The 15,178-nt window shown below is 42.1% G+C and carries 13 protein-coding genes; all 13 read right to left on the bottom strand.

Features of this window, described 5'->3' with window-relative positions; genetic code table 11:
- Window positions 1-8: 8 nt before the first annotated feature.
- Window positions 9-1,343, bottom strand: a complete 1,335-nt coding sequence (gene murC, locus AB5Y61_RS07710; RefSeq protein ID WP_368403741.1) for a UDP-N-acetylmuramate--L-alanine ligase — start codon at window positions 1,341-1,343, stop codon at window positions 9-11.
- Window positions 1,344-1,352: 9 nt separating this feature from the next.
- Window positions 1,353-2,003: a cystathionine gamma-synthase gene (locus tag AB5Y61_RS07715; RefSeq protein WP_368403742.1), complete on the bottom strand. Its 651-nt coding sequence runs from the start codon at window positions 2,001-2,003 to the stop codon at window positions 1,353-1,355.
- A gap of 55 nt (window positions 2,004-2,058) precedes the next feature.
- Window positions 2,059-5,157, bottom strand: a complete 3,099-nt coding sequence (locus AB5Y61_RS07720; RefSeq protein WP_368403743.1) for an SNF2-related protein — start codon at window positions 5,155-5,157, stop codon at window positions 2,059-2,061.
- A 253-nt stretch (window positions 5,158-5,410) separates the two neighbouring features.
- A complete protein-coding gene (locus AB5Y61_RS07725; protein WP_368403744.1) occupies window positions 5,411-5,752 on the bottom strand; it encodes a hypothetical protein in 342 nt (113 codons plus the stop codon).
- Between the two features lie 150 nt (window positions 5,753-5,902).
- Entirely contained in the window at window positions 5,903-6,349 is a 447-nt protein-coding gene (locus tag AB5Y61_RS07730; protein ID WP_368403745.1) for a hypothetical protein, read from the bottom strand.
- Between the two features lie 5 nt (window positions 6,350-6,354).
- Entirely contained in the window at window positions 6,355-7,665 is a 1,311-nt protein-coding gene (der, locus tag AB5Y61_RS07735) for a ribosome biogenesis GTPase Der (protein ID WP_003005632.1), read from the bottom strand.
- A 58-nt stretch (window positions 7,666-7,723) separates the two neighbouring features.
- On the bottom strand, window positions 7,724-8,437 hold the full coding sequence (locus AB5Y61_RS07740) for a nitroreductase family protein (protein WP_368403746.1): 714 nt from the start codon (window positions 8,435-8,437) through the stop codon (window positions 7,724-7,726).
- Entirely contained in the window at window positions 8,434-9,333 is a 900-nt protein-coding gene (gene dnaI / locus AB5Y61_RS07745; protein WP_368403747.1) for a primosomal protein DnaI, read from the bottom strand. The genes AB5Y61_RS07740 and dnaI overlap by 4 nt, the downstream gene beginning before the upstream one ends.
- Complete coding sequence (locus AB5Y61_RS07750) at window positions 9,334-10,512, bottom strand: DNA helicase (RefSeq protein WP_368403748.1); 1,179 nt, start codon at window positions 10,510-10,512, stop codon at window positions 9,334-9,336.
- Entirely contained in the window at window positions 10,513-10,986 is a 474-nt protein-coding gene (nrdR, locus tag AB5Y61_RS07755) for a transcriptional regulator NrdR (protein WP_003005476.1), read from the bottom strand.
- A gap of 163 nt (window positions 10,987-11,149) precedes the next feature.
- The gene (locus AB5Y61_RS07760; protein WP_368403749.1) at window positions 11,150-11,962 is read right to left on the bottom strand and encodes an endonuclease/exonuclease/phosphatase family protein; all 813 of its coding nucleotides are present in this window, start codon (window positions 11,960-11,962) and stop codon (window positions 11,150-11,152) included.
- 85 nt (window positions 11,963-12,047) lie between these two features.
- Window positions 12,048-14,243, bottom strand: coding sequence for a PTS transporter subunit IIBC (locus AB5Y61_RS07765; RefSeq protein WP_439145119.1), 2,196 nt, complete (start codon window positions 14,241-14,243; stop codon window positions 12,048-12,050).
- 231 nt (window positions 14,244-14,474) lie between these two features.
- On the bottom strand, window positions 14,475-15,173 hold the full coding sequence (locus tag AB5Y61_RS07770; RefSeq protein WP_021153723.1) for a response regulator transcription factor: 699 nt from the start codon (window positions 15,171-15,173) through the stop codon (window positions 14,475-14,477).
- Window positions 15,174-15,178 lie beyond the last annotated feature (5 nt).

Genomic DNA, 15,178 nt, shown 5'->3' on the forward strand with positions numbered 1-15,178 from the left:
ATCATCTCTTATTGTACGTTATGTGTCAAACTGGATAATAGACGCTCAAATGAGTATTCATAGGTTTGAATATCTCCTGCCCCCATAAAAACATAGACCGCATTGTCATGGTCAAGAAGAGGAGAAACATTCTCAGCTGTAATAATCGCTGAACGTTTGACAATTTTTGCTTCCAAATCTTCAACCTTCACATCGCCATGATCGACTTCCCGTGCAGAACCATAGATCTGTGCCAAGTAAACAGCATCTGCTTGATTCAAGGCTTCAGCAAATTCATCTAACAAGGCAATGGTCCGTGTAAAGGTATGTGGTTGGAAAATAGCCACAATCTCTTTACTTGGGTATTTTTGACGGGCCGCATCCAAGGTTGCAATAATTTCCGTTGGATGATGCGCAAAATCATCGATGATGACTGTTTCATTGACGACTTTTTCAGTGAAGCGACGTTTCACGCCAGCAAAGGTCTTCAGATGCTCACGAACCAAATCTAAGTCAAATCCTGCAATGTAAAGCAAGCCAATGACAGCTGTGGCATTCATGATGTTGTGACGACCAAATGTTGGGATATGGAATTGCCCCAAATCTTCTCCACGGAAATGAACGTTGAAGGTTGAACCTGTCGTTGAGCGAAGCAAGTTGCTTGCCACAAAATCGTTCGTCTCCTTGTCAAAACCGTAGTAATAAATTGGTGCAGATGAGGTAATCCGACGCAATTCTTTGTCTTCCCCGTAGATGAAAAGTCCCTTACTGATTTGTTTGGCATAATCATTAAATGCATTAAAGACATCTTCTAAACTTGTGAAATAGTCTGGATGGTCGAAGTCAATATTGGTGATGATACTGTATTCAGGATGGTAAGGCATAAAGTGGCGTTCATACTCATCTGATTCAAAAACAAAGTATTTAGCTGCAGCAGAGCCACGACCTGTCCCATCACCAATCAAATAACTAGTATCGGTAATATTTGATAAAACGTGAGAAAGCATCCCTGTTGTTGAGGTTTTTCCGTGCGCTCCGGCAACTCCCATGCTGACGAAGTCACGCATAAATTCACCAAGGAATTCGTGGTAACGTTTATAGGTTAAGCCATGCTCATCCGCATAAGCGATCTCCACATTATTCTCCGGACGAAAAGCATTCCCTGCAATGAGGATCTTGTCTCCTTCCAAATTTTTCACATCAAATGGATAAATTTGAATTCCTGCTTGTTCCAAGCCACGTTGCGTAAAGTAATACTTCTCAACATCTGACCCTTGAACAGTATGTCCCATTTGGTGAAGCATGAGAGCTAAAGCACTCATCCCTGCTCCTTTAATTCCAATAAAATGGTATGTATTAGACATGTTTTCTCCTTATTCTTGATCTAGATGGGTTAAATCCAATTCTTGTTTGATCGGCTGTGGTTTCAGCTTTTGCTGATCTTTATTGTATATCTGGCTGGTCTTTAAGAAATCATAATTATTTTTCTTCTCAGTAGGTTCTGCCACTTCTGTTTCTCCTGCGGGTTCAAACTCTGCAAGGATCAACCGATCTTGTCGCAATCGTTTGCTATATTTTAATAATTCACCCGGATTTTCCTTTTGGAAGGGTGCTGTTGGCTGGCCAGGTTTTCGTTCTGAAATAAATGGCTTTTTCCGCTTACTTGTGGTAGCCACTGGCTCTGTAGTCAGGTAGGGAGCTGTGCGTTTCTTTTTCAGATCTTCACGCGCACGCTCTCTAGCTTCCTCTGCATAACGATTGGCAGGGCTTTTTTTATCAATCGGCTCTTTAAAATCAGGTTTTCTTACTGGCCGTCTTTTCGGTAGGGGCTCTTCTAGTGGTTGATGGTAAGGATGCTTAGGCTTGGTATTTTCAGCAATCGGTTGCCATTCCAAAAAATTTTTATCCACATAGTCGCCTGTAATGTTACTAATCAAATCTGTTTCATCATACAGGTTCATGTGGGGCATCTCTGTTAACATCAACTCATTATCCCCTACTTGAGGAAAATATTTTTCTGTCATGCTTTCTTCCTTTCGACACTCCATTAATTATAAACTATTCACAGAATTTTTCAAGCTATTCTGACTGAATTCCAAGAATCTCACGAATTTCCTCAACCGATAAACTAGATCGTGTTTCCGTTCCATCTAAAATCGTTGAAACCAGATGGCGTTTTGAAACTTGGAGCTCTTGAATTTTTTCTTCGATAGTCCCACGGGTAATCATGCGGTAGACTTCAACATTTTGTTCTTGCCCCATTCGATGGGCCCGGCCAATCGCTTGTTCTTCTACAGCAGGATTCCACCACAAATCGACTAAGATAACGGTATCGGCACCAGTGAGGTTCAATCCAACCCCACCAGCCTTCAGTGAAATGAGAAAAGCATGGCGCTCTCCTGCATTAAAGGCATTGGTCATTTCTTGACGATCTTTTGCGGGAGTAGAACCCGTGATTTTAAAGGAGGTCATACCGAGCTGGTCAATCTCCTTCTCCAGAATATCCAACATGCCTCTGAATTGGGAGAAGATCAAGACCCGATGGTCTCCATCCTGGATTTGAACCAGAAGGTCGCGAAGACTCTCCAACTTCCCACTGTCTCCTTGATAGTCTTCCATAAAGAGGGCTGGGGTATCACAGATTTGGCGAAGACGCATGAGACCGGAGAGGATCTCCACCTTGCTTCGATTTAATTCTTCCTCGCTAGAGCTTCGAACCCGATCTTGAATTTGTTTTAATTGAGCCAAATAGATCGTTTTTTGACTTTCATCCAACTCATTGTGATAGGTTGTTTCAATCAAGTCCGGTAATTCTTGGAGCACTTCATCTTTTTTCCGTCTCATGACGAAAGGTTTGACAAATCGCGCAATGGTCTCAGGGCTTAATTTTTGAAATTCTTTTTTAGCAGGAAATAGACCAGGAAGCACAATTTGGAAAATGGACCAAAGTTCTCCAACATGGTTCTCAATGGGTGTGCCAGAAAGAGCAAATACATGTGGCACATCAAAACCACGTAAGTGTTGAGCAATCTTGGTTTGGGCATTTTTCATGACCTGAGCTTCATCCAAGATCAAGTATTCATATTGATTTTTTTGGTATTCCTCTACATCCTGACGGAAAGAGGCATAGCTTGTAATGACCACTTGGGGATTGGTTGCAATGAGTTCATCTCGATGTTGCTTGAGGCCGTAAACAACTGCCACTTCCATCTGAGGAGCGAACTTTGCAAATTCCTGTTTCCAGTTGTAGATGAGACTAGATGGCGCTAGAATCAAGATTTTGGTTTCAGTCTGGGCTATACTCGTTAGAAATGAAATAGTCTGCAGGGTTTTTCCAAGCCCCATATCGTCGGCTAAAATGCCCCCAAAACCATAATGATTCAGCATGGAGAACCATTTGACCCCTGTCTCTTGGTAATCCCTTAGGGTCGCTTGGATTGTCATCTGAGGGAGTTGGTAATCTTCTGGATGGGTCAGATCATGAGCCAAATTTCGAAATTCTTCTGAAAAATGAACATTGTCTTGATCTGCCAACAAATCAGATAGCTGATAAGCAGCAATCCGGCGGGCGTGTAGCTTCCCACCCTTGCTCATCTTAGCGCGCAAATCCGCTAAGGCTCGACTGATCTTCTTGGTTTCTTCATCAAATACAAGGACCTTCCCTGTATGGCTGACAAAATAATCTTCTTGCCCCACAAGAGCTTTGAGGACCTGATCCACTTCAGCTGGATCCACACTTTCAAAGTCAAAACCGATCTCCAGTAGACTCCCATTGGTTTTGACATCAATTTTTGGACGCTCCACTTGATAAAGATCTAAAAGGCTATCAGACAGGGCAACCTCTCCTAAAGCTTCAAAAGTCGGGATCTGTTGGTGAAAGAATGGATAGATTTGCTCACTTGATAAAGGACTTCTTTGGGAAGAAAAATCATCCGTAAAACCTGCTGCTAGCATGGTTGCAAAGACCTCTTGCTCCTTATCAAAATCACTGGAATAAGGAAGATTGAGAAGCTCCTCACGCGTGGTCACCGCACGATCTTCGTATTGAAAGACAACATCCAGTAAAACGGTCTGGTCCTGTGCTAGATCAAAATGAAATTCCGGAGTGAAATCGTGGATTAAAAAGCTGGTCGGTGCTGTTATTTGTCCCAGTTTTTTGAACTCTTTTAAACTATAGGAAAGTTTGGTCTGATCCGTTGGATCAAAATGCAGGCGTTTTTTGCGATCCTGATCCATTGGAAGATCTTGAATGGCCTTCCATAGGGTCCGCTGTTGGGGCGTCAGGTGATAGAAGATACCATTTCGAAACAGGTAATTAGCCGACTCGACAACCTTCACTTGTGGCTCCGTAATAATCAATTCGTAAAAATCACCATGGTCTTCCACCTGAAAATGAAAGAGATCTTCCTCCCCATGGACATCCTGAAAATGGACTTCTGAAAAGTCATATAAGCTATATTGCAGGAGAAAAGAATCCAAATTCATCAGTAATTCCACAGCTTCTTCAAAAAGAGTCGGTGGAAAATAGAGATGGCGCCCAGCATTTGGAAAGAAATCTTGCTCTTTCGATCCACTATCTGTGACCAAGCCCTGTAGGAAATTGATCACATCCTGGCTAGCCCCATCAAATTCTAAGTAAGAAATGGGTTCATAATAACTTTTGCCAATGGCAAAGTGTCCTTCTTTCTGAAGGGTCTGCAAAAAAGCTAGCACATCTCTGATCACATAAGAGCGCTCGTCTGGCAAGCGACGAATGCGAAGGGTCCACAAGAATTGACCAGAGTATTCATCCTCCTGTCCAACTGCTGATAAGACATAGCGTGTTTCTTTTTTTTCGATTTTTGGAAGGACCTGGTCTAAAAACAAACTTCCAAAAGAAACCTTCTCCTGCGTTTCTTCAGTCGCCGTGGCGTCTTCTTCAAGACTTGCAAGAGCAGCTTTCCCACTGTCATCATTCTTCAAAAAAGCTTCTACAGCTGCCAGATGCGTACAGAATTTTTTCTTTTGAAAGAAAGCACAGCTACAAAAAACGGCATCGTCGTCCAAACTGTACCGCAAGCTTTCTTCTTCCACTCGAAAATACAGGTATTTTTCTTTTACTTCCTGAAGGGAAATTTTCCCAGCTTCATAGAGAAGGCTCCCTTGTGAACGAACCTTCCCAGGAATTAATTTTGCCATGTTTACCACCTTAGATTAATCCCTTTATTATACCATATTTCAAAGTATAGTTAAAATTTATTCGATAAAACTTATTAAAATAGACGTTTTCGGGCTATTTACTATTCAATGATCCCCACTTAAACAGTCCTTAAAGTTCCTAAAAAGTTCACAAAAAAATGCCCCTCAAGGGGACAATCTATTCACGAGTTCAGCAGGCAAGATCTCTCACTGTCACACGATGCTTTTTTACTCTACATCTATATCTTTCCCGTTAATGATCGACTTGATCTTGTGAGTTGTCTTTTATTAAGGCATTTCCAATCATCATGTAGAATGTTCCCAAGCATAAAAGTTTGATGAAGGACCAAAATATCCCAAAAACAGCTAACCCTTTTACCAATAGAGAGTAATAACTTACTTTGACAATCTCTCCATAAAATGTCATCGATGATGTCATGATCACCCATTCCCAAATGATAAGAATGAGTGAGGCACCATAAAGGATAGCCATGCCCCAAAAGATCAAAGAATTCTTTAAAAATTTTCTCATGACACGTACAAGTGCCCATAAGCATAACAAAGAAACAAACAAAAGTAATTCTGTACTTGACATCATTTCACTCCCTTTTAAATCCATTTAAAAACATTAGAATTTTTCTTCTACTTGGTTAGTCTCTCAGATGTTCATATAAAAAAGGACCCTTCTTGTCTCTTGCAGTTGACAAAGAGCCCTTTTTACTTATTTTTCAATCGTGCTCGAACTTTATCGAACCTTGACCATCCCGTTTTCTTCTAACATTTTTTTCGTTTTAATATAGTCAGTTAAGTCCTTCAATTTATTATTCGACTTAAAAGCTTTGTTCCAAGTTTTTAGGTCCAATTTTGAAAAATCTGTCACTATATGGATCTGCAAATGGCCTGACTTGGACTTTTCAACAGTATAGTCCATTCCCTTGATATGACCATAATTTTCAAGCAAACTATCTTTAGCTGAGTTAAATGCCAATGAGTCGGAAGCATCAATATCAGGTATTTCTTTCCAGAACTCCGTCTTAAGTATTTCCTTATTTTTAATGGTCAGTATGATTGATTCATCCCCATTTCCATAAGATCCCTGATACTTTTCTTGACGCGTCGACTGACAAGCTGTTAAGAAAACAATGATGAGGCTGGTAAGCAAAAATTTCATCAAAACAGTTATTTTTCGCATATTCCCTACTTCCGTTTTCGCGCAATCAAATGGATTGGAGTTCCTTCAAAAACAAAGGCCTTGCGAATTTGGTTCTCCAAGAAGCGGAGGTATGAGAAGTGCATGAGTTCTTCTTCATTGACAAAGACCACAAAGGTTGGTGGCTTGGTTGCCACTTGGGTCGCATAGAAGATCTTGAGACGTTTTCCTTTATCTGTTGGTGTCGGATTGATGGCAATGGCATCCATAATCACATCATTCAAGACAGCTGAAGGAATCCGCGTATTTTGACTCTCGCTAATCTGTTTGATCATCTCTGGCAACTTATGCAAGCGTTGTTTGGTAAGTGCTGACACAAAGACAATCGGAGCATAAGAAAGGTATTGGAATTGGTCACGAATATCATCTTCCCACTGCTTCATGGTATGGTTGTCTTTTTCAATGGTATCCCATTTGTTAACAACAATGATCATACCTTTACCAGCTTCATGGGCAAATCCAGCAATCCGCTTATCATACTCGCGAATTCCTTCTTCGGCATTAATGACCATCAAGACCACATCTGAACGGTCGATGGCCCGCATAGCACGCATGACAGAATATTTCTCAGTGTTTTCATAGATTTTACCCGACTTACGCATACCGGCTGTATCGATCATGGTAAATTCTTGGCCATCTGCATCGGTAAAATGGGTATCAATGGCATCCCGTGTGGTTCCAGCTACTGGGCTTGCAATAACCCGGTCTTCTCCAAGGATTGCATTGATCAAGCTTGATTTCCCAACATTGGGACGACCAATCAAACTGAACTTGATGATATCAGGGTTTTCTTCTTCTGTTTCGTTGGGGAGATTTTCGATGATGGCATCGAGTACATCTCCAGTTCCAATCCCGTGGACAGAGGATACCGGTAGTGGCTCCCCCAGCCCCAAGGCATAAAAGTCGTAGATATCATTGCGCATCTCTGGGTTATCCACCTTGTTGACAGCCAGAATCACTGGTTTATGGGTCTTATACAAGATACGGGTGACATATTCATCAGCATCGGTGATCCCTTCTTTCCCAGAAACAACAAAGACAATGACATCTGCTTCGTCCATGGCAATTTCTGCCTGATGCTTGATTTGCTCCATAAATGGGGCATCTACGTCATCAATTCCCCCTGTATCAATGATACTAAATTTTCGATTCAACCACTCAGCTGTTGCATAAATGCGGTCACGAGTGACTCCTTCTACATCCTCAACGATGGAGATCCGCTCACCGGCAATCCGGTTAAAGAGCGTCGATTTTCCAACATTGGGACGGCCTACAATCGCAATAGTTGGTAGGGCCATGATTTCCTCTTTTCTAAAGATAGGCGAGACCTCATTTCAAGAAGGTCTCTCTTCACTTCTATAATAGTTTGTGTTTTTCTAGTAGTTTTTTGGTTTCTTCTTGTTCAGGTTGCCCAAATTGAGCTGCAAGGCGCTCGCTCCAGCTGTCCGTTACACGCGCTCCAGCATAATCTGCCTGTACCTTGTCATAGGCAGTCACAACTGATAAGTCTTGTTCTTGGTATTCTTCTTCAAAAGCAACCTGCTCCAAGGGTAAGCGTGGTTTCACCGCATGCTGCTGATTGGGTACTCCAAGGGCAATCCCAAAAACAGGGTAGGTATAGTCTGGCAGACGGAAGAGTTTTGCAACTTCCTCTGAACAGTAGCGCAACATGCCAATAATGACTCCACCATAGCCGAGACTTTCAGCTGCCAATAGCGTATTTTGAGCTGCTAGAGCCGCATCCACTGAGGTGATCAGTAAGTTGTCCACCCCTTCAGGATGGAAATCCTGCTCATGAAGTTTGATAGCTTTTTCAGCACGGTTTAAATCCCCAACAAAGAGAAGAAAGACGTCTGATTGGCGAATCGCTTCTTGGGGAAGCAAGTCGTAGAGAGCTTCTTTCTTTTCCTTGCTTTTGACCACAATCACAGAATAAGACTGAAAGTTTTTCCAACTTGATGCCATCTGCCCAGCTGATAAGATTTCCTTGAGGTCAGCTTCTTTGATAGCTTCTTCCTTAAACCGGCGAACAGAAAAATGAGCATTCATTAAACGGATGGTTTCATTCATCGGCGATTGACTCCTTCCAAATGGATTTCCTTGGCTAAAAATTTCACGCGCTCCATGACACGTTTGGCCTGCCAGGTTTCATCCCCATTGCGCGAAGCTGAAAAATGACGTTCCAACTCTTCAAAATTAAAGTTAGAAGTAAAGAAGGTTGGGAGATTTTCCTGCATTCGGTGCTGCAAAATCACCTGTAAGATTTCATCTCGCACCCAGGCTGACATCTGTTCCGCACCGATATCATCGAGAATTAAAATTTCGGCTTTTTTCACCTGATCGACGGTTTCTTTGACCAAGCCCGAACTGATGGCATTTTTGACATCGATAGCAAAACTTGGGAAATGTAGTAGAGTGGTAGAGGCCTGGCGTTTTTCTGATAAATCATGAGCCAGGGCTGCCATCATGTAGCTCTTTCCTACTCCAAAATCACCATAGAGGTAAATTCCCTTTTGATACTCGGGATAGTTGGCTACAAAATTGGCTAATTCCTCAAAGGCCACAAATCGTCCCTTATCATCGAGCTCTACCTTGGCTAGACTCGCTTCTTTCAAAGTTGAAGGGAGATTGATCAAGTTGAGACGTTGGTTGATCGCAGCACGTTTTTGTGCTTCGATTAACTCTGGTGTCTCCTCATAAGCGACATCCGCATAGCCTTCATTCATGGTGAGGATGGGCTTATATCCTTTGGCAATGTAATCCGAATCTCCCAATAAGAAACGGTTGCGCTCACTGATGTATTGATTAAATTTTGAAATACTACGACGAATTTCTTTCTCAGACAAAGACTGGTCTTTGATAAAGGCAGCGACTTCTTGGTCTGCCAAGATCTGTGCGACCAAATCCTCATAGTTAAATTGACGCGCACGATTCATGTGAGACATGGTTTGACCTACACTTTCCATCTACTCACCTCCTTGATTCAGTTTTTCTAACAGGCGTTGTTTCTCTTTAGCGAGATCCACCTTTTCTTCTTGACTGGTTTGATTTTGATAATGTGGTTGACTCCACTTGGGAACATTGTTTTGCTTGCCCTTGGCTGATGTAGGACTCGTCCCCTTGTTTCCTTGAACCTTAGCCTGTTTCTGGCGTTCTCGAACTTTTAAAATCGCCAGTTCCGCACTGTTGACTCCTTGATAAGAAAAATCATTTCCTACCTTCAAAGCATACTTTTCATTCAGATTAGCAGACTGGGTCTTGTTAAAGGTCAACAATAAAATAATATTGATCACCTCATCTAGTAAGCCTAGATCAGCTAACTTAGATAGAGTCTTGCGTTCGCTCTGCGTAATGGTCGCATTGCGAACCTTTTTAATCTCCGCTAAAAATTGTAAGCTGGATTTTGCCTTAGCTTCTCTCAGAATAGTTTCTTCCTGACGGCTATAGGACATACGTGGTTGCTCTTGGCTAGCCTGAGCCAATTTTTGCTTCATTCTCTTCGGAGAAATGGTCCGTTCTACAGCTGTTTCTTTCGCCAGGAGATAGGTTTCATACCAGGTCCATTGCTGCTCTTCTGCGATGGCAAAGAGGGCAAGAGTTGCTTCTCCTTCATCCGCAAAACGAAGTCCATCACGCCCCATCATCCGTTTAAACATTTCCATATCAAACTGCTGTTTTTTACTGGCAACAACAGCCACCTCACCAGCATCTAGTCCAAATACTTGAGAGAAGGACACTTGCCGTCTAGTTCCTAAAGAGCGTGCTGGAAGCAGATCCTCCACTGCCTTTTCCCCAATCTTTTTTTCCAGTAAGCGTTTAAAAACAGCATTTGAAAAAAATTGTTCTGAGGCAAGAGGAGCATGTAACTGGATGGTGATCCCAACTTCTTCCTCATAGAGATCGAGCAAACCCATGGCAATTAAACGATCAAAGGCTAGTAGCAACTGTGGAAATCCTATATTCAAATGATTGAGGATTTGAGCAAGTAAATATTGTTTTTCACCCTGATCATAAGAGGCGAGCAGATAACGATAAACTGCTACTGTTTCCGTCTCTAAAATAGGCAGGTAATACTGCTCCAATGCAGCCCCTGCCGGTGGAAGAAGATTATTTTTTAAAAATGCGAAAGGCGTATTGGGCTTCATCTATTTTTCCTTTTTCTTCTTGGTTCCCTTCGTAATTTGTTTCAAGAGGGTCTCTAACTCACCGACATCCTTGAAACTCCGGTAAACACTAGCAAAACGGACATAGGTGATCTCATCTAGATCTGCTAACTCATCCATAACCAAAGAACCAATATACTCACTGTTGATTTCATTATCACTTTGGCTGCGAACCTTTTGCTCGATCCGATTTACAATTTCTTCGATTTCGTCACTAGAAACAGGCCGTTTTTGAGCCGAGCGGATAATACCATTAAAGATTTTATCACGAGAAAATTGCTCACGTGTCCCATCCTTTTTGACAACCACTAGGGTCCGCTCTTCCACTCGTTCGTAGGTAGTAAAGCGATAATGGCATTCTTCGCATTCCCTGCGACGACGGATGGTGTTCCCATCTTCAGCTTGTCGACTATCCACCACACTAGACTTACTTCCACCACATTTTGGACAACGCATTTGCTACCTCCTTAAACTGTTTTAACACTTCATTTTACCATAAATTGAATCGTAAAGAAAGCAGAAGAACAGGAGAATCCCCTATGCTTGCTCCTCATTGATCCATAAAAAAGAGTCGAAGGACGATTGAATAAATCGTTTTCCTTTCGACTCTCCGTTTATATTAAAGCGATAATTCAGCTTCTAAGCCATAGTGATCACTGACATGAGGTTTGTTTTGACCATCAAAAATGACATGTAGACGCTGGATGTCCCATTCTGGACTTGCAAAGACGTAATCAATCCGCAATGGAATTTGATTGTCTGTCCAGCCATCAATTCCAGGACCTACAGTATAGGTACCCTTTGTTTCTTTAGCTTCAATAAAGCTATCTTGAAGTTCAAGTGAACTGGATAGAATCGTTTCATAGCCTTCTTGACCAGCAGGATTATTGAAATCACCAGCTAGAATAAAGGGTTTACCTACTTGGCTGAAGTACTTCTCAATACGTGGCCACTCAAATTGGAAGCCTTTGTCCCACCAAGAAAGATGGACACTGGCAACAGCAATCTCTTTTCCATCGACACTGGTATGGGCAACGGCCACCCGACGCGTATGGTAGTCCGTTGGATCATCCATATTGGAGACCAATATCTCATCCGCCTTCAAAGGTTGACGTGAAAGAACCGCTACACCCTCATTAAGGTGATCATAGCCAATATGGTTGTAGGCCCAAGTCCAATAATAGTGGAGTCCTTGAGCAGCCAACTCTTCTACCAATACGCGAACAAAGTGATCTTTGTGAATGGCTACAGCTGATGGCAAGGCTTGATAATACTCATCCGTTTCGACAGCTTCTGAGGCCATTTCTTGATTGACCTCTTGGAAACAGATCACATCATATTGCGCTTCTAAAATTTGCTCCTTGAGGGTTTCAAATTTTTGCTGGGCATTCTCTTCCATCCAACTATGGGAATTTAATGTTAAAAATTTCATCCCCTGATTTCTCCTTTTTTCTAAATCAAGAAACGGCAAGAGGCCGGGTGCATTGCCCCAACCTCGTTTTCTTTGCCGATGTCTCTTATAATTCTACTGTGGCAACAGGCGCATTTGCTCCCAATTTACCAGTATGTTCGACCTTAACGGATTTAATCGCATCTGCATTTGTGAAGACAACAATTGTTGATGTTTCACGACCTGCTTCACGGATCGCATCAAGGTCTGCTTCTACCAAGAGGTCTCCAGCAGCTACTGTTTGACCTTCCGTAACTTTAACCTCGAATGGTTTTCCTTCAAGACTAACTGTATCTAGACCGATGTGAACCAAGACTTCCAAACCATTATCCGTTACCAAACCAAGGGCATGTTTGGTTGGGAAGACGCTGGTAACTTTACCAGCAACTGGTGAAACGATGTGGCCATTTTCAGGCTCAACCGCAAATCCGTCACCCATCATTTTTTGTGAGAATACAGGATCTTTCACATCTTCGATGTTGATCACTTCACCATCTGCAACGGAGTGAACTTCATCCGTCACACCTTTAAAGGTTGCTTCAGCCTTTTGAACTGCTGTCATTTGGCTAGGAAGTGTTTCAGGAATGACTTCACCTGAATCAAGAACGTCTTGGATATCAGATTTCAATACGTCAGCTTTAGGTCCGTAGATCGCTTGGACACCTTGTCCTTTCATGACAAGACCCATAGCGCCTTCAGCTTTCCATTGTTCTTCTGTTCCGACTTTTTCAGCGTCCTTAACGGTTACACGAAGACGAGTCATACATGCGTCAACGTCTACGATATTGGCACGTCCACCAAGAAGGTTGATGATGTTAATCACTTGTGAGCTTGCTGAACTTGTAGCAGCACCTGCTGCTGCACCATCTCCTGAAGGGGCATCATCATTTTGTTCATAGTTCCCGTTACGTCCTGGAGTCGCATAATTGAATTTCTTAATCATGAAGTTGGCAATGAAGTACATGATAAATCCAAAGAGGACTGTTACCCATACAAAGTTAAAGATATCTAGTGCCAAACCAGCGTTGAGGGCCATTGGGGTACGTGTCAAGAATTCGATTGAACCGAATGAGTGAACACGAAGATCAACCAAGTCAGCCATTGCAAAGGCAGCCCCTTGCACAAATGCATAAATAATGTACAATGGTGTTGCAATAAACATGAACATGTATTCAATTGGTTCAGTAACACCTGTCAAGAAGGTTGCTAGAGCAGTTGCAACAAGCATCCCTTTGTATTTTTCTTTTTTATCTGGATCCACATTGCGGTAGATGGCAACCACAACCCCCATCAAAATACCAAATGATCCGATCATTTGTCCAACTTTGAAACGAGCTGGTGTGTAGGCATGAAGTAAGTGTTGGTATTGGCTAGGATCTGCCTTCTTCAAGTTAACAAGGTCTGTTACCCAAGCCAACCAAAGAGGATCTTGTCCAAATACATTTTTACCCTGATCTACGCCAGTTAAAATGTGGTATGTTCCACCAAGTTGGGTATAATTGATTGGGATGGTCAACATATGGTGAAGACCAAATGGCAAGAGTAAACGTTCCAAAGTACCGTACAAGAACGGTGCCAATACTGGTGCAGTAGATTGTGAGTTGGCAATCCAAACACCAAATCCGTTAATTCCTGCTTGAATCACTGGCCACAAGGCTGCTAAAAATAATGCAGTAATAGCAGAACGGAAAATAACCACGAATGGTACAAATCGTTTCCCATTAAAGAAAGAAAGTGCTTCTGGAAGTTTACGATAATTGTAATATTTATTGAAGGCAGTTGCTCCAACAAAACCAGCGATAATACCTACAAATACACCCATCTTAAGAGCTGGTGCTTCAAGAACACTAGTAAAGTAATCTGCAACCTTAATTGAGCCACCAAAAATCGTATGAACCGTAGCATTTCCCTTAGAAAGCATTTCAGATGTCACGCCAAAAACTGCACCTGTAATACGGTTAATCAAGATGAAAGAAAGACCAGCTGCAAAGGCCCCCCCTGCACGTTCTTTGGCCCAGCTACCACCGATAGCAAGGGCAAAGAGGATGTGAAGGTTCCCAATAACCCCCCAACCGATTTGTTCGAGAATCCCACCTGTGATTACAAGTGGAGATAAATTAGGGTTGATCATAGGGATAGATTTCCCGATTGAAATCATCAACCCAGCTGCTGGCATAACAGCGACAACGACCATCAAGGCCTTACCGAACTTCTGCCAGAATTCAAAGCTAAATAAACTTTTGAATGATCCTTTGTTCATCATTCAACCTCCTTATATTGTTTAAGGCTTTGTTTTAAGAAAACGTTTGCGCTTAATTTGTTTCTAGTATACCATATTTTAAAAATTTGTAAAGCCTTACATTCATTTTTTTCTCCTAATTTTATCTTTTTTAATCTTTTTTTAGGCTGAATCCTTTTAAACCTCATTCTTTTTCAGCGCAAACGTTTCCCTTGAAACATAAAAACATTCGAACCCTCTAAGGGTTCGAATGCTTCACTCTAATGCGTCTTGCATGGCATAGCCAATCCCACGAACTGTCTTAATATAGCTTTTTTGACCTGGTAGATCAATTTTCCCACGGAGATAACGGATATAGACGTCAACAATATTAGTCTCACCTGTACTCTCGTACTTCCAGACACTTTCCAACAACTGATCTCGTGTCACCACTCCCTTGCTACCCATCAGAGTCGCCAGGAGGTCATATTCTCTGCGGGTCAAACTAATCATGTCTTTCCCACGATAGACGGTATGGTGTTCCACATCAATGCGCAAATTGCGGTATGACGTTGGGATTTTCATCTGGCTACAATGTTGGTCAATATAATCACGTCCTCTAAAAATGGCTGTGATCTTATCTACCAAATCGCTGATAATAAAGGGTTTAACCATATAGGAAACGGCAAAGCGCTGAATACTCTCTTTGTGCTCAGCAATTTTTTCGCGGCTATCTAAAACAATCAAAACAGAAGCTGGGCGAATCCGACTGATTTCCTCTGCGAATGTTTCACCAGACATATCTGACAGATCGTAATTAAACAAGATCAGATCATATTTGGTCGCAGCAATCAATGCCAGACCCGCTTTCCCATCTTCGACCACATCAACTTGATACCCCTCTTTTTGAAGTTCCAAATCAATAAAGCGAGCGATTTGCTTCTCATTTTCTACTAGTAGAACTCTTTTGACCATAAAGC

This window comes from Streptococcus parasanguinis, assembly GCF_040908565.1.
Classification (GTDB): Bacteria; Bacillota; Bacilli; order Lactobacillales; family Streptococcaceae; genus Streptococcus; species Streptococcus parasanguinis_AC.

What these genes read in the sequence shown, in the direction of transcription:
- murC (WP_368403741.1), bottom strand. Translation starts at nt 1,343, where the DNA reads ATGTCTAATACATACCATTTTATTGGAATTAAAGGAGCAGGGATGAGT.
- AB5Y61_RS07715 (WP_368403742.1), bottom strand. Translation starts at nt 2,003, where the DNA reads ATGACAGAAAAATATTTTCCTCAAGTAGGGGATAATGAGTTGATGTTA.
- AB5Y61_RS07720 (WP_368403743.1), bottom strand. Translation starts at nt 5,157, where the DNA reads ATGGCAAAATTAATTCCTGGGAAGGTTCGTTCACAAGGGAGCCTTCTC.
- AB5Y61_RS07725 (WP_368403744.1), bottom strand. Translation starts at nt 5,752, where the DNA reads ATGTCAAGTACAGAATTACTTTTGTTTGTTTCTTTGTTATGCTTATGG.
- AB5Y61_RS07730 (WP_368403745.1), bottom strand. Translation starts at nt 6,349, where the DNA reads ATGCGAAAAATAACTGTTTTGATGAAATTTTTGCTTACCAGCCTCATC.
- der (WP_003005632.1), bottom strand. Translation starts at nt 7,665, where the DNA reads ATGGCCCTACCAACTATTGCGATTGTAGGCCGTCCCAATGTTGGAAAA.
- AB5Y61_RS07740 (WP_368403746.1), bottom strand. Translation starts at nt 8,437, where the DNA reads ATGAATGAAACCATCCGTTTAATGAATGCTCATTTTTCTGTTCGCCGG.
- dnaI (WP_368403747.1), bottom strand. Translation starts at nt 9,333, where the DNA reads ATGGAAAGTGTAGGTCAAACCATGTCTCACATGAATCGTGCGCGTCAA.
- AB5Y61_RS07750 (WP_368403748.1), bottom strand. Translation starts at nt 10,512, where the DNA reads ATGAAGCCCAATACGCCTTTCGCATTTTTAAAAAATAATCTTCTTCCA.
- nrdR (WP_003005476.1), bottom strand. Translation starts at nt 10,986, where the DNA reads ATGCGTTGTCCAAAATGTGGTGGAAGTAAGTCTAGTGTGGTGGATAGT.
- AB5Y61_RS07760 (WP_368403749.1), bottom strand. Translation starts at nt 11,962, where the DNA reads ATGAAATTTTTAACATTAAATTCCCATAGTTGGATGGAAGAGAATGCC.
- AB5Y61_RS07765 (WP_439145119.1), bottom strand. Translation starts at nt 14,243, where the DNA reads ATGATGAACAAAGGATCATTCAAAAGTTTATTTAGCTTTGAATTCTGG.
- AB5Y61_RS07770 (WP_021153723.1), bottom strand. Translation starts at nt 15,173, where the DNA reads ATGGTCAAAAGAGTTCTACTAGTAGAAAATGAGAAGCAAATCGCTCGC.